6 protein-coding genes are annotated in these 14,084 nt (G+C 48.2%); 2 read left to right on the top strand and 4 right to left on the bottom strand.

Features of this window, described 5'->3' with window-relative positions; translation table 11 throughout:
- Positions 1-100: 100 nt before the first annotated feature.
- The 3 genes from QK890_RS12510 to QK890_RS12500 form a co-directional block, all read right to left on the bottom strand.
- A complete protein-coding gene (locus QK890_RS12510) occupies positions 101-3,163 on the bottom strand; it encodes a glycoside hydrolase family 2 TIM barrel-domain containing protein (protein WP_367627370.1) in 3,063 nt (1,020 codons plus the stop codon).
- Between the two features lie 109 nt (positions 3,164-3,272).
- Positions 3,273-5,591: a family 20 glycosylhydrolase gene (locus QK890_RS12505; protein ID WP_367627369.1), complete on the bottom strand. Its 2,319-nt coding sequence runs from the start codon at positions 5,589-5,591 to the stop codon at positions 3,273-3,275.
- Between the two features lie 17 nt (positions 5,592-5,608).
- Positions 5,609-7,192 (bottom strand): sulfatase, encoded by a 1,584-nt coding sequence (locus tag QK890_RS12500; RefSeq protein WP_032540241.1) that lies wholly within the window; start codon positions 7,190-7,192, stop codon positions 5,609-5,611.
- Positions 7,193-7,593: 401 nt separating this feature from the next.
- On the opposite strand from QK890_RS12500, the gene QK890_RS12495 reads away from it, so the two are divergent.
- Positions 7,594-9,060 carry an arylsulfatase gene (locus QK890_RS12495; protein ID WP_005807589.1) on the top strand — a complete coding sequence of 489 codons (1,467 nt, stop codon included), beginning with the start codon at positions 7,594-7,596 and terminating at the stop codon, positions 9,058-9,060.
- Positions 9,061-9,161: 101 nt separating this feature from the next.
- Here the strand turns inward: QK890_RS12495 and QK890_RS12490 are convergent, their stop codons facing one another.
- Positions 9,162-10,811 carry a beta-N-acetylhexosaminidase gene (locus QK890_RS12490; protein WP_032540105.1) on the bottom strand — a complete coding sequence of 550 codons (1,650 nt, stop codon included), beginning with the start codon at positions 10,809-10,811 and terminating at the stop codon, positions 9,162-9,164.
- 196 nt (positions 10,812-11,007) lie between these two features.
- Between QK890_RS12490 and QK890_RS12485 the strand changes: the two genes are divergently transcribed.
- The gene (locus tag QK890_RS12485; protein WP_367627368.1) at positions 11,008-13,926 is read left to right on the top strand and encodes a two-component regulator propeller domain-containing protein; all 2,919 of its coding nucleotides are present in this window, start codon (positions 11,008-11,010) and stop codon (positions 13,924-13,926) included.
- Positions 13,927-14,084: the final 158 nt, after the last annotated feature.

Genomic DNA, 14,084 nt, shown 5'->3' with positions numbered 1-14,084 from the left:
GGATTTTCCTCTCTTCAATATCCTATTAACAAGAACTTAAAAACTCTCTGAAACTCTGTGGTAAACCGTATCCTTTTCTATTCCACGTTAAATATTCTGTCTATTTCACTCCTCTCAGCGTGAACTCAAAACTCTGCTCCGTCAGCGGCACACGGTATTGCGGTTGTACACCGGGACCACAGGTTGCTGTCCCTACACCTGCCTGTTCGGCATCCAGATGAACAGTGATACGGCCGTTACGTTCCAGATCGTTAATGTGGCGGGCTTTCTCCAGCACATCGTCAGTAAACGGAACGACACTGAACTGGAACGGACGGTTCGAATCGACAAAGATTCCTTGTCCGGCTTCATCCTCCAATTTCATCCAGCGGACATCCGTACGATTTCCGGTAGACTGCGGAGTCACGTAATAGTGGAACATCCTTTCGGCAGTAGTCCGATACAGCCCTATCTTGCCCGACTGCATACGGTCAGCGTAAGTCTCGTTATCACCGCGTCCCAGATAAGCCACATTGCCAAACGTATCGTTCATCTCGAAGGCCAGCCCCAGGCGTGCCATTGATTTCACCACAGCCGTATCGGGACGGAAAGTCACTTTCACCTTCAAAGCCCCGGCAGCATTCAGTGAGTAAATGAAATCGGCATCCCCCACTTTAGTTCCCTTCGCATTCAGGACTTCTACTCGTGCAGTAGCGGTACTCTTGCTCTCCTTCAGTGACACCACTTTCTGGCTCAGCTGATCGAGTCCGGATTTACGCCAAAGATATGCACCGTTGCGATCGCGGTTATCATTGTCCGTAGCGGGACGGAAAAGACTCAGTGTAACAGGAGTTGCCAGCAATTCCTGCCCGTCCAGTGTAAAAGAGTTCAAAGCACCAGTCGCCTTATCCAACGTAAAAGCAGTCTGTCCGGCCTTGGCAGGCAGATGAGCCGTACTGTTCTTTGTTCCGGGCAATACAAACTGGTCGTAAGCCACCTCCCAATCAGTACCCACCATCAGTGAAGCTTCTTTACGAGTCCAGCTCAGGTTGAGATATCCTTCACGCACATTGGCAGGCAAGACAACTTTTCCTAATGTCACATCAACTGTAGCATGTGGCGCACAATTCACTTCTTTTGTTCCTTCTGTGACCGTTTGTCCGTTATCGCCCACCACCTGCCAATGCAGGATATATTCGTTCAGATTGGAGAAGTCGAACCAGTTTTTCACTCTTATGGTCAGATTGCTCTTATTGAGCAAGGTACACTTGATGTTCTGATAAATCTTTTTCACTTCAAGCAAGTGCGGATGCGGGACACGGTCAGCGCTTACCAACCCGTTGCAGCAGAAATTACCGAAACTCGGAACTCCTTTGGGACCGTAGTCCCCACCATACGACCAATACCAACGCCCATTCGCGTCTATCTCACGGAACGACTGGTCTACCCAGTCCCACACGCAACCACCTTGTGCCATCGGATTATTTTCGAACACATCCCAATACTCCTTCAGGCCACCTACGCTGTTGCCCATGGCGTGCACGTATTCGCAAAGAATGAACGGACGGTAAATATCTTTCTGTGCCAGATAGGTTTTGATTTCATCGACACTGCGGTACATCCGGCAATAAATATCGGTGTTATAATTCTGCTCGGCACGTTCGTATTGAACGGGACGATTCTTTTCTACCGATTTCAACCAGTCATAGGTACGTTCGAAGTTAATTCCGTTTCCGGCTTCGTTACCCAACGACCAAATGACGATGGCAGGATGGTTCTTCGAACGCTCGTACATACGGTGTGTACGATCCATGTGTGCTGTCAGCCAAGTGCTGTCCTTGGCAAGCGAAGCAGGACCGTAGCCCATACCGTGCGACTCGATGTTGGCCTCGTCGATCATATAAAGTCCGTAGCGATCGCAAAGCTGATACCAGTACGAATGAGTGGGATAATGTGAATTACGCACGGTATTGATATTGTGCAGCTTCATCAATCGGATATCCTGCTCCATCAGCTCTTTGCTGACAGTACGTCCCAATTGCGAATGTTCATGCCGGTTGGTTCCCTTCACCAGCACAGGTACACCATTGATGCAGAAACGTCCGTCCTTGATCTCCGAAGTACGGAAACCCACTTCGCAACCAGTAACTTCCGTCACCCGTCCTCCCGCATTTTTCAGTTCCAACACGAGCGTATAGAGATTGGGGTGCTCGGCACTCCAAGGCTTCACGTCTTTCAGGCGCTGTTCACCGAAAGTGATGAAGTTACTCAACCCACGTGATTTGACAGGCATTTCGCCCGAAAGTACGGGACGTCCGGCTGCATCATTCAGGGTATAAGTTATAGATACCGCTCCATTGGCAGGTCCCTCAACGGTAACATCGAGTCCGAAGATACCATCTTTGTAACGCTCCTTCTCGAGGGTGGCATTTACTTTATAGTCGGCAATGTACTGCTTCGGAGTACTGTACAAATATACATCACGTTCAATGCCACTCAAACGCCACATATCCTGACATTCCAGGTAAGAGCCCGAACTCCAGCGGTAGACTTCAAGTGCGACGGTATTCTCGCCTTCTTCCAGCTTGTCAGTAATGTCCCACTCGGCTGCCGTCTTTGAGCCTTGGTTGTAACCGAGGAAATGGCCGTTCACCCATACATAATAGAAAGAGGTGACACCTTCACAACAGAGAACCACCCGACGGTCTTTCCATCCGGAAGGCACAGTGAAAGTTCGTCGGTAAGAGCCAACTTCGTTTTCTTCAGACGGTACGAGAGGAGGATTCTTCTTGAAGTTGAACATCTTATCATCGAATTCATAAGTCTCGTTCACATAAATAGCAGTTCCATATCCCTGACGCTCCCAGTTTCCGGGTACGTTAATGTCTGCCCACCCTCCGGTATAGAACGAAGGTTTATAAAAGTCTTTCGGACGGAGGTCGGGATTCTTCACCCAATGGAACTTCCATTTGCCGTTCAGGCTCAAATAATAGGGAGACTGTTCATAGTCCCCTTTTTTCACATCGGCAGCATCTGCGTAAGGCCACACATAGGTGTGAGGGGCCAACTTGTTCAGGCCTACCGCATATTGGCTCTGCCATTCGGGAGTCTTCTGCGCCTTTGCGGGCACCATAACCAGACAGGCCAGTAGCAGTAGAAAGGTTAGTTTGATAGGTTTGTTCATTGTTTATCAGGTATTTAATATTCAATTATTTTTCTCGGGGATGTGTCGAAACCCGCCACAGAAGACTTTTGACACATCCCCCTTTGATTTTTAAAGGTAAATACGGATCCTATTCGATCATAACTTCGTCAAAAAAGACGCGCGCTTCCTGTCCGGGACGCACATGATCAGGAGGACATTTTCCGGCTCCACGAACTGTAACGCGCACATATCTGGCCTTTGTCGCTCCCAGATCGAATTTCAAATCATCCACATAAGTTCCTTCACGGAAAATATCTTCGGGAGTAAATCGCTTCTCTCCCACTGCCGTAAAATTAATGTTATCCGAAGACAACGCAACACTAACGGACTCCGGTTTGTGCACAGCCATTCCGTACACTGTAATAGAACCCAGCGTAAAAGTATGGATATTTTCTTCTTTTTGCAAATCTATCGTAAAAGAAATACTATCATTGTCTGTCCACGAGCACCATTCGGAATCGGTTTGTTTCAAGCTGCCACGCACTCCGTTGGTTAAAACCGGAACACCGGAAGCCCCCTGGGTGAATACCGGTTTCGCAGTAGCCTTATTGTATGACAAAGGCAACACGAGGGTCTTTCCCATCTGCCGCCCATCGGCAAAAGTGGCACACTTCAAGGTCTGTGCGGTACGGAACATGAGTGACTGAGTATAGAGAGCAGAAGCTGCTCCCGGCTCGGCGCCATCGGTTGTATAACGGATTTCCACATCGGGACGCATGCACTCCAGTTTCACTTGCAATGTACCATCAACCGGAGTAGACGTATGTTGTATGTTGTACATAGAACGGGCGTATCCCACCCCTTTGACGGCAAGGTGTTCGTTATAACGATCCAGCGCTTTCAGAAACGAAGCCCAGTTTTTCTGCTCCGGGCGACTCCATCCCACTTCGGCAAGTGCTGCCAGACGGGGGAAGACGAGATAGTCCACATCCTCGGGACGGTTACAGAACTCCGTCCATAACGATGCCTGTACGCCCATCAGTAACGAAGCATATTCGGGCTTCCAATTCTTCTGCACAGGTTCGTATTGATAAACGTCTTTCAGCGTATTGTTACCAAAATAAGTGAGTGGTTCAAACCATTGCGGTCCTTGATAACGGATCAGGTACATCACACGGGCCGGAGTCATCACAAAGCGATGTCCCTGCGCAGCAGCTTTCAGGGCAGCGTTGCCCATCCCTTGCCAACCGAAGACAACGGCTCCCTCGGGGATGAAGCTGTTTGTCAACTCGTCCCATCCCATCACCTCTTTACCTTTACTGCGCACATAGTCGCCTATCCGCTTCATGAAATAGCCTTGAAGGTCCTCTTCATGGGCAATGTGTTCTTTCTTCATACGATCCTGGCAAAGAGGACACTTTTTCCAATAAGTTTTCTGCGCTTCGTCGCCACCCAGATGGATGTAATGTGAAGGAAAAAGCGCAGCCACTTCATCAATGACATCTTGCAGAAAAGTGAATACACTATCGTTTCCGGCACAGTAGATGATTCCTGCATGGTCTCCACCCAGACCGGGCAATACACCGATAAACCGGTCTACCACGGGACAAGCCAGATGCGGATAAGCAGCCAGTGACGAATTGGTATGTGCCGGCATCTCTATCTCGGGAATGATCTCTACCTGACGGTCGGCAGCATAAGCTATCATCTCCCTCATATCCTCCTGGGTATAAAAGCCACCGATGGGAGTCGGTTCTCCGGGCAACGGATTCCGGCGCGAATGGAATGGCACATCGGTATGATCCACCCGCCAGGCACCGACCTCGGTCAGCCGGGGATATTTCTTAATTTCAAGCCGCCAGCCATTATCGTCCACCAGATGGAAATGGAGTTTATTCACCTTCAGCATAGCCATGCAATCGATGATTCTCAACACATATTCTTTGGGAAGAAAAAAGCGGGAAACATCAAGCATTAGCCCCCGGTAACCGAAACGGGGCTCGTCCTGAATGCTCAAACAAGGAACCGTCCACAGTGCATTGACTGTATGATGATTTTCAATATCGGGAGGAAGCAACTGGCGGATGGTCTGCAAGGCATAGAAAAACCCTTTCACATCCGATGCTCTGACCGTAATCTGTTCCGGAATGATATCCAACCGATAGGCTTCGCTTTTCAATGACTTGTCGGTGACGAAACGTACATCGCCTTTCATCTTTCCCGTTTTCAGTACGGGAGTAAACCCGGCAGCTTTGGTGAAGAGATTTATAAAATTCCGTACCACTTTCGCCTGTTCGGCATTTTCCACAACCAGCGTAGTACCTCCGGAAAAACGGAAATGCCCGGTGCCCGATACCATTTGTACCGGGCAGGGGACTATAGAAACTGTTTGTGTTAAGTCATCGGCCTGCAACGTCACAAGGGGGCAGAGCGTCAGCAGGAATATGCATATTATAATGTGTTTCATATATCCGGGATTTCCACTTATTCTTTATCTCTCTCCGGCGAGAAACGTACCGGATCATTATACTGTTCCTGAAGTTGCAGCATCTGCTCTTTGAGTTCTTTCACTACAGGTTCGTATTCTTTCTGCCCGTACAGATTATGCATCTCCGTCGGATCAGCCTGCATATCATAAAGTTCCCACCAGTTGATGTCATTGTAGAAATGAATCAGTTTATAGCGTTCGGTACGTATCCCGTAGTGGCGTTTCACCATATGTTCGGCGGGATACTCATAGAAATGATAATACAGTGCCTTCCGCCAGTCTTTGGGTTGTTCACCCTTCAGCAACGGCAACAGAGATACACCCTGAATATCGGCAGGAACGGGAGCACCGGCCAATTCGAGGAACGTAGGTGCATAGTCGATGTTCTGAACCATTTCGGTAATGTCGCCACGACGGTCAAAGCCCTTCGGCATACGCATGATCAGCGGTGTACGCATCGATTCTTCGTACATGAAGCGTTTGTCGAACCAGCCGTGTTCGCCCATATAGAAGCCTTGGTCAGAAGTGTAGACTACCAGGGTGTTATCCAGTAATCCTTTCTTTTCAAGATAGTCGAGCACACGTCCCACATTGTCGTCCAGTGACTTCACTGTCTTCATATAGTCACGCATGTAACGCTGGAACTTCCAGTTGGCAAGTTCCTTCCCACTTAGATTCTGCTTGTAGAAGTCATCGATCAACGGACCGTAGAATTTATCCCATGCCGCACGTTGTCCTTCGTCCATACGTCCCAGAAATCTCTGGTAGAGCGATTTTAAACGTGAATCTTTATCGGGGCGAAGCATCTTCAGGTCATAAATCATATCCATATCCTTCACAATACTCATCTCTTGCGCTGCGGCAGCCGGACGGCCTTCGTAATCGTCAAAGAAATTGTCGGGCAGCGGGAAGGTTTTGTCTTCGTACAAAGCCAGGTTACAGGTATCCGCCATCCAGTTGCGGTGGATAGCTTTATGGTGAATCAGCAGACAGAACGGTTTGCTCTCGTCACGTTTGTTCTCCATCCAATCGATAGCGTCATCGGTAATCAGGTTGGTAATGTACCCATGTCTGTGAACGGTGTCGTTGTCCTGAGTGATAAAGTCGGGGTTATAATAGTCACCTTGTCCGGGCACAATCTCCCAATAATTGAATCCTGAGGGCAGACTCTCAAGGTGCCACTTGCCTACGAGTGCAGTTTGATAGCCGGCCTTCTGAAGCAGTTTCGGGAAAGTTTGCTGGGCACTGTCGAACACGCAGGTAGTATTGTCATAAAACTTGTTGGCACAACTATGCTTGCCTGTGATCATACAAGCACGGCTGGGACCGCTCAGAGAGTTGGCAACGAAGGAATTTGTAAAACGCACGCCGTCACGGGCAATACGGTCGAGGTTCGGAGTTTCCATATAACGGGTATCGTAGCAGCTCATCATTTGTGCCGTATGGTCGTCCGTCATAATATAAACAATGTTCAGGGGCTTTTGCTCTTCTTTCTGTTTGCCTGTGGCACATGAAGCCAAAGAAGCTACTGCCGCCGCACCTGTCAGCGAGCAGAGAATTCCGGAAGATAGGTTGTTCATCATAAAGTAGTTTTTCTATTAGGGATTAATTAGTGGTACAAATATAAAGAGTTTTAACACCCCATAGAGTTCAAAAACAACTATGATTCTTCTGAAAACGTCTAATAATGGAATAAAAAGGGCATTTATAGACGTTTTTGAACATCGGATAGACAAAATCGGAAGCCTGTCGTGAACGAGTCTTAACTGAAATTTGTATATTTGCAGACATAGAAGCCTGACAAAATGGAATAGAAACGAATCGAGTTCACCACAGATTACACAGATTAGCACAGATTCTTTAATCTAATTCTCAATGAAATAAATCATTTATCTGTGGAAATCTGTGTAATCTGTGGTGAATAAAACTCAAAACCAATACTGAATGAACTAAATACAAACCTAATCAACAAACTCTTTTTATGAATCAAAAATTATTGCTCAGCAGTGCGCTGCTTGTCGGCATGGCCGGAACACAACAAGCGTTTGCACAAAAGAAAAAAGTTCAGGACCCCAAAAAGCCGAACGTAGTTTTCATTTTGGCCGACGACCTCGGATTCGGTGACCTGAGTTGCTACGGACAAGAGAAGTTCGAAACTCCCAACATCGACAAACTGGCCCAGGAAGGAATGCGCTTCACCCAATGTTATTCGGGAACAACGGTAAGTGCCCCCTCACGCTCTTGCCTGCTGACAGGCACTCATAGCGGACATACGGCTATCCGTGGTAACGTCGAACTCGATCCGGAAGGACAATTCCCTTTGCCGGCAGATGCACAGACCATCTTCCACGATTTTCAGAACGCAGGATACAAAACCGGCGCTTTCGGTAAATGGGGACTGGGATTCATCGGCTCTACAGGCGATCCGAAAAAACAGGGAATTGACGAATTCTACGGTTACAACTGCCAATTGCTGGCACACAGCTACTATCCCGATCACTTGTGGGACAATGACAAACGAGTAGAGTTGAAAGACAACACACTGGATGTGCAGTATGGCAAAGGTACTTACTCACAAGACCTGATCCACTCAAAGGCACTCGACTTCCTTGACCGGATGGGAAAAAGCGGAGAATCGTTCTGCATGTGGTATCCTACCATCATCCCTCATGCCGAACTGATCGTGCCGGAAGACAGCATTATCAAAAAGTTCCGCGGCAAGTATCCCGAGAAGCCTTTCCATGGCACCGAACCGGGTAACCCGGCATTCCGTAAAGGCGGATACTGCTCTCAGTTCTACCCTCACGCAACGTTTGCAGCCATGGTTTACCGCCTCGACGTATATGTAGGCCAGATTGTACAGAAGCTGAAAGATATGGGTATCTATGACAACACCATCATCATCTTTGCCAGCGATAACGGACCGCACATGGAAGGCGGAGCCGATCCGGACTTCTTCAATAGCAACGGCATCTGGCGCGGATATAAACGCGACCTCTACGAAGGAGGAATCCGTGTACCGATGATCATCTCTTGGCCGGAACGTGTACAACCCAGCACCCAAACCGACTTCATGTGTTCGTTCTGGGATGTAATGCCCACTTTCCGTGAAATATTGAACCCGAAAGCCAAGAACCAACAGATGGACGGTGTGAGTCTGTTACCACTACTTGAAAACCGCAAAGGACAGAAAGAACACGAATATCTGTATTTTGAGTTCCAAGAGATGAACGGACGCCAGGCCGTACGTAAAGGCCCGTGGAAGTTAGTTCACATGAACGTTCGCGGCAAAAACCCGTATTTCGAGCTCTACAACCTGAATTCCGATCCGTCGGAACGCCACAATGTACTGAACCAGTTCCCGGAAAAAGTGGCCGAACTGAAAGGCATCATGCAGGCTGCACATGTGCCGAATCCTAATTTCCCACTGTTACCGGGAGAAAAATAAGAAGAAACATTTTACTTCATTACAGAATACACAGAGGGCACAGAGATAATTTCTTTTAATAGAAAATCTCTGTGCCCTCTATAATTATTAATAACTTGCAGTTATTGCTTCACTGCCACCGTATCTGCCGCAAAGACATCTTTCCGATAGTCATACCCCAGGTCGGAATAAATCTTCAACATCTCAGGCAGACGTTCCATGAAACGGTCAAAATTTTTATGTTCCGGCAATGTCCATTGTATTTCGGACAAAGCAGCCATTCGAGGTAAAATCTGCCACTCCATCTTGGTTGAATCGGCAGTCCACTCCGTCCAGATACAACCTTGAGTACCGATTACAAACTTCTTTTCGGCATCGGTCAGTTCGGCAGGAACAGGTTCGAAGTTATATACACGATTCATCCATTCGAATCCGGTCATCTTATTAATGCGCGGATTGCTGAAATAGAGCCGCTGGATAGGAGTCATGATGACATCGTGATGCTGGCGCGCAGCTTCGATGCCTCCTTGAATACCCCTCCATGACATGATGGTAGAATTCGGGGTCAGACCGCCTTCCAATACTTCGTCCCATCCCAACATACGGCGTCCGTGAGCGTTGATCTCTTTCTCCAACTCAGACATGAAATAGGTCTGCAACTGATTCTCTTTCGAATGTTTAGGCAGCGCTTTGATACCCAGTTCCTTAATTTTAGCCTGACATTTAGGGCATTTCTCCCAACGGCTCTTCGGACACTCGTCTCCACCGATATGAATGTATTCGGAAGGGAAAATATCCATAATCTCGTCCAACACGTCTTTAGTAAACTGAAGTGTCTGCTCGTTACCGACACAAAGCACATCGGGAAATACACCAAATGAACAAAGCACCTTATAGGGACCACCCGTGCAACCCAGTTCCGGATAAGAAGCCAGAGCGGCTGTAGTATGTCCCGGAAGGTCTATTTCGGGAACTACCGTAATGAAGCGATCGGCCGCATAACGGACAATCTCACGGGCTTCATCCTGTGTATAGAAACCACTGTGAGGCTTTCCATCGAACTTCTTGGTTTCCCAGTCAATAATGGTAGAATCTCGTCTGGAACCTATTTCCGTTAGTTTGGGATACTTTTTGATTTCAATTCGCCACCCCTGGTCTTCGGTCAGGTGCCAATGGAAATAGTTGATGTTATGCAATGCCATCAGGTCAATCATCTGTTTGAGGTAGCTGACGGGGAAGAAATGGCGACCTACGTCGATCATGAATCCACGATAACGGAAACGGGGAAAGTCGGTAACCGTCCCGGCAGGAAGAGCTGCCGCCACTTTTCCGTCCTTCAGAATCGGAAGGGCTTTGTGGATGGTTTGGGTACCGTAGAATACTCCGGCCTCACTGCCTCCGGTGAGAAGAACCTTCTCAGGGGTGATCTCAAGTTTATAACCTTCCGGGTGAGTCATTGTCGTATCTACAGCAAGGATAATGGCGTTACTGCCCTTCTCTTTATCGGACACACGGACTTCGGTTCCGGTCATCTCTTTTATAAAGGTAGCCAGAAAATCGGCAGTACGATGCATTTTTTCATTAGCTGCCGGATAGATGATCGTAGTACTGTGGTTGATAACAAAAGGTGTAGTGTCTTGGGCAAGGACAATCTCTTGCGGCTGAGGAATTACGTCCAGATTCCCCTTTTCGATAACTGCGGGGCGACAGGCACAGAATAGCACAACGGCCAACAAACCGGGAGCTAAACGGAATAATAATCTTTTGTTCATAGTGTTTTGATTTGCTCACCACAGAGTCACACCGAGTTCCATAGAGGAAGGAAGCATAGAAGATACGCTCTATGGGACTCTGTGTACTCTGTGGTTAATGTTATTCATTTCGGCAAAGATAAGATTTTATTTCCATTTTTTTGGTCACGTCTATGCAAACTGTTACTTTTGCCGTTAACGTGATAGATATGCATCCATGAAAAACAACCCATATACCGGCTTTCTCTGTTGGTTGACCATACTTCTGGCAGTCTGCTGCCTCCCGCTGAAAGCCGGCCATTACTACTATAAACAGATTTCCCTGAAGGAGGGACTCCCTTCTACCGTGCGATGTGTCTATACCGAACCCAAAGGTTTCGTATGGATAGGCACCAATGCGGGATTGGGAAGGTTCGACGGAGAAAAGCTGAAGAAATATATCCACCGGAAAGAAGATGCGCACTCGTTGCCACACAATTACATCCATCAGATCATTGAAGACAATCAACACAACATCTGGGTACTGACCGATGACGGAATAGCGCAGTATCGCAGGCAAAACGACGATTTTACGACTCCACAAGACGAACAGGGACATTCCATCCTCGCCTATTCCGCTTGCCTGACGGAACAGGGGGTGATCTTCGGCGGCCGCAACCGCATCTATCGTTACGATTACGAAAACCGTTCCGTAAAACTTCTGCTGGACTTCAGTTCCGACCCTTACTTCGCCATCTCCGCCATCAGCCGATGGGACGAAGAGACGCTGCTATGTTGCAGCCGGTGGCAAGGTCTCAGGTTGATCAATCTCCGTTCGGGAGAACGCCGTCTCCCTCCATTCGACTGTGGGAAAGAGATCATGGCACTCCTGATCGACTCGCACAACCGCATCTGGGTGGCCCCCTACAATGAAGGCTTGCGCTGCTTCAGTCCCGAAGGCAGATTGTTAGCCTCGTACACTACCGCAAACTCCCGCCTTAGCAACAACGTGGTGCTTAGCATAGCCGAACGGGACTCGCACATCTGGGTAGGAACAGACGGAGGAGGTATCAATATCATACGTCCGGACAACCATCAGATCAGCGTTCTTGAACATATCCCCGGAGATAACTATTCACTTCCCGTCAACTCTATCCTATCGCTCTACAACGATACCTATAACAACATGTGGGCCGGAAGCATTCGCAAGGGTTTGATCAATATCCGTGAAGTATCCATGAAGACCTATACCGATGTCTTTCCCGGAAGTAGCAAAGGGCTGAGTGATCCCGCCGTACTGAGTCTTTATCAGGACGAATCGGACGGACGGATCTGGATCGGTACAGACGGCGGAGGTATCAACAGTCTTGACCCCGACACGGAAGAGTTCCGTCACGACCGGTCTACCTGGGGAGACAAAGTAGTCTCTATCGCCGGTTTCACCCGGGAAACACTCTTACTCTCTGTCTTTTCAAAAGGATTGTTTGTTTACAACAAAGCGAATGGAGAACAACAGTTACTGACCATCGACCATCCCCGCCTCAAACAATATCTCTACTACAGCGGAATGGCGGTAAATGTCTATCAGGACGAACCGGGCAGCGTCCTCTTGCTGGCAGGACATATTTACCGATACGACACCGGCTCGCAGAAAATACGCGTAGTGAATGAAGAAGAAGGTATGGAGATTGCCGGCAGCATGAATGCCATTGCCCACAACGAGCGTTTCACCTACCTCAACGACAGCCGTACCCTCTACGAACTGGACCGGACAAACAACTGTCTGAAAAGACTTTTCAGCTGTACGGGCGATACATTATTATATTCTGTTTCGATGGACGAGAAAGGTGATTTCTGGATTGGCAGCAACACCGGACTGGGACAGTATACGCCGTCGATCAACCGGTATCATCCGTTGCCAACTTCCCTGTTCGGTGAAGTGAGTTCGGTTATTTGCGATCATCGGGGAAAAGTATGGATCGGGGCAGACCACATGTTGTTTGCCTGGATGCTGCAATCCCGGAAGTTCATCCTTTTCGGCGAATCGGACGGAGTTATTCCGAATGAATATCTGGCAAAACCCCGGCTTGTCTCCGACAAGGGAGAAGTTTATATGGGAGGCGCAAACGGACTGCTCTGCATCGATAACCGTTTTTCGACAGCTCCATCCGACTATCCGGAAGTGGAACTGACCGACGTATACATAAACGGTGAGCCGGCCATTAACCAGATAACAGGACAGCCGGAGAAACTGACCCTCCCGCAGGACAGCCGGACCATAACCTTACGCATAATGTCCCACGAACAAGATATTTTCCGTAAAAAAAGATACCGTTATCAGATAGAAGGATTGAACGACGAACCGATTGAATCGTACGATCCGGAACTGATTATCCGTTCACTTCCGGCAGGCAAATATCGGATATTGGCCGCATGCAGTACCAAGAATGGCGACTGGACTCCCTTCCGTCCTATCCTGTCACTCACCATACTACCTCCCTGGTACCGGAGCGGATGGTTCATCATCTGTGTATTGCTTATTGCATCGGGTGCTATTGCTGCCGTCATTCTCACCATTCTGCGCCGCAGGCAAAACCGGTTGAAATGGGAACTAAAAGAGCGGGAGTTACAGGAATATGAAGAAAAAATCCGATTCCTGGTCAATGTCAGCAACGAACTCCTCCCCTCGTTCACCGAGACGGGTGAAAGAGAACTGCAAATCGTAGAGCTGATACGAAACCGGCTCCGTAACGGAGAGAAAAATAAAACGGACACCGACATTAAAAATATTCCCAAAGAGGAAAAGAGCGAACTCAGCCAACCGGACGAGACTTTCCTACGAAAACTGAACCGGCTAATCACCGACCACCTGGACAGTCCCGAACTGGACGTCACCTTCCTCTGTACGGAAATGGGATTGAGCCGTGCCTCACTCTACAACAAGTTAAAGGCCATGACCAACATGGGTGCCAACGATTACATCAATAAGTTCCGCATGGAAAAGGCCATCCAACTGATCTCAACCACCGATCTCACCTTTACAGAGATAGCGGAAAAAATAGGATTTACAACATCCCGTTATTTCAGTACTTCATTCAAGCAATATACAGGAGAGACACCGACTCAGTATAAAGAGAAAATAAGGAAAAAGCAATAGGGTGTAGCCATCCGATGCATAGGGTATAACCATCCGGAGTATATGGCTACACCCTATGCATCGGATAGCTACACCCTTTCGGACCCAGCATATTTCTTATCCGAATATAACTTCACTGAATAAAAAATGGAGTATGACACAGCCATACCCCATTCTCC

This window comes from Bacteroides sp. NGMCC 1.200775, from assembly GCF_040798045.1.
GTDB classification, from domain to species: domain Bacteria; phylum Bacteroidota; class Bacteroidia; order Bacteroidales; family Bacteroidaceae; genus Bacteroides; species Bacteroides hominis.
The sequence above is the reverse complement of the archived record's forward strand: the minus strand, read 5'-3'. Positions and strand labels throughout refer to the sequence as shown.

Bases quoted from the DNA above. Each gene is read 5' to 3' on its own strand.
- QK890_RS12510 (WP_367627370.1), bottom strand. From the start codon at position 3,163: ATGAACAAACCTATCAAACTAACCTTTCTACTGCTACTGGCCTGTCTG.
- QK890_RS12505 (WP_367627369.1), bottom strand. From the start codon at position 5,591: ATGAAACACATTATAATATGCATATTCCTGCTGACGCTCTGCCCCCTT.
- QK890_RS12500 (WP_032540241.1), bottom strand. From the start codon at position 7,192: ATGAACAACCTATCTTCCGGAATTCTCTGCTCGCTGACAGGTGCGGCG.
- QK890_RS12495 (WP_005807589.1), top strand. From the start codon at position 7,594: ATGAATCAAAAATTATTGCTCAGCAGTGCGCTGCTTGTCGGCATGGCC.
- QK890_RS12490 (WP_032540105.1), bottom strand. From the start codon at position 10,811: ATGAACAAAAGATTATTATTCCGTTTAGCTCCCGGTTTGTTGGCCGTT.
- QK890_RS12485 (WP_367627368.1), top strand. From the start codon at position 11,008: ATGAAAAACAACCCATATACCGGCTTTCTCTGTTGGTTGACCATACTT.